Raw genomic sequence first — 1250 nt, 5'->3', positions numbered from 1 at the left:
GGCGGACGGGTGCTGCAGAACCCCGTCGTCCACCTGGACACGGGTATCGAGCAGGGAGACGCCGGGGACGCCGGGTCGACCGGTGCCGCCGGCGGCAGGGCCGGTCGCCACAGCGCTCCCGACACCGAGGGCGACCACATCTCCGTGCCCACCGGCCTCGTGTACGAGGTCGACGGCGAACCGGTCACGACCTTCGTCCCCACCTATCCCACGGACCGCCGCGCCCGCGCCGCCGAGCACTACCGTCTGCTGGCGGCCTGCACCGCGCTCGGCGTGGACCGCGCGTACCTGGTGTATCCGGCCCAGCGTCGCGACGACACCCCGCAGCCGCGGCGGATCGTGCACACCGACATCTCGATCGTCGAGTACCCGGTGGATCTCTCGATGGGGCCACTGGAGAGCCGCAGGACTATCGTCGAGTTGTCACAGCAGGCCCGCGAGCTCGCGGTGCCGAGCCCCGCACGCCACCGCACCGGAGGGAGACGCCACGCCAGATGAGTCACGCAGATGATCCGGCACGGAAGGTCGTCGTCAACCTCGCGCTGGTCGCGGTGGGGACCGTCGGCGCCTACCGGGGTGCGTACGAACTCCTCGCCCAGCAGGCCAGGATCGCCCGACGGGTGATCCCCAAGCCCACCTCGCGACCCTTCCACGGCGACGGCCTCTACCGGCCCGGTGCCGTGACCGCGGAGCCGTGGCGACCCGGGATGACGTGCGACGTCCACATGGTGATCTTCGGCGACTCGCTCGCCGCCGGCCTGGGTGCCGACTCCCCCGGTGAACTGCCCGGGGTCCTCCTGGCGCGCGGTCTCGCCGAGGAATCGGGGTGGGACGTGCGGCTGAGCGTCAAGGCGATCGTCGGCGCCACCTCCAAGGGGCTCGCCGGCCAGGTCGAGGCCATGCAGATCGCGCACGGCGACCCCGACATCTCGGTGATCCTCATCGGCGGCAACGACATCACCGCACGCAACGCGATCGGCCCGTCGGCCCGCCGCGTGGGCGAGGCAGTCGAGGCGCTCCGCGAGGGCGGCTCCCTCGTGGTGGTGGGCACGTGCCCCGATCTGGGGACCATCAAGCCCGTCCCGCAGCCGCTGCGCTCGGTCATGGCCACCCTCAGTCGCCGTCTCGCCTCGGCCCAGGCCGTGCAGGTCCGCCGTGCGGGTGGGGTGCCGGTCTCGCTCGCCGAGGCGCTGGCCCCGGAGTTCCACAAGCACGGCGAGAACCTCTTCTCCCCCGATCGCTTCCACCCC

1 protein-coding gene and 1 pseudogene are annotated in these 1250 nt (G+C 72.5%); both read left to right on the top strand.

Going from position 1 to position 1250, the window contains the following annotated elements:
• Window positions 1–498, top strand: a pseudogene (locus G6018_RS15080) (hypothetical protein); the annotation flags it as partial.
• A partial coding sequence (locus G6018_RS15075) for an SGNH/GDSL hydrolase family protein (protein ID WP_182640058.1) occupies window positions 495–1250 on the top strand: 756 nt, incomplete at its 3' end. The pseudogene G6018_RS15080 and the gene G6018_RS15075, both read left to right, overlap by 4 nt.

The sequence above is a fragment of the Dietzia sp. DQ11-44 genome (assembly GCF_014145205.1).
Classification (GTDB): Bacteria; Actinomycetota; Actinomycetes; order Mycobacteriales; family Mycobacteriaceae; genus Dietzia; species Dietzia natronolimnaea.
This window is presented reverse-complemented; position numbering and strand designations above follow the sequence as displayed.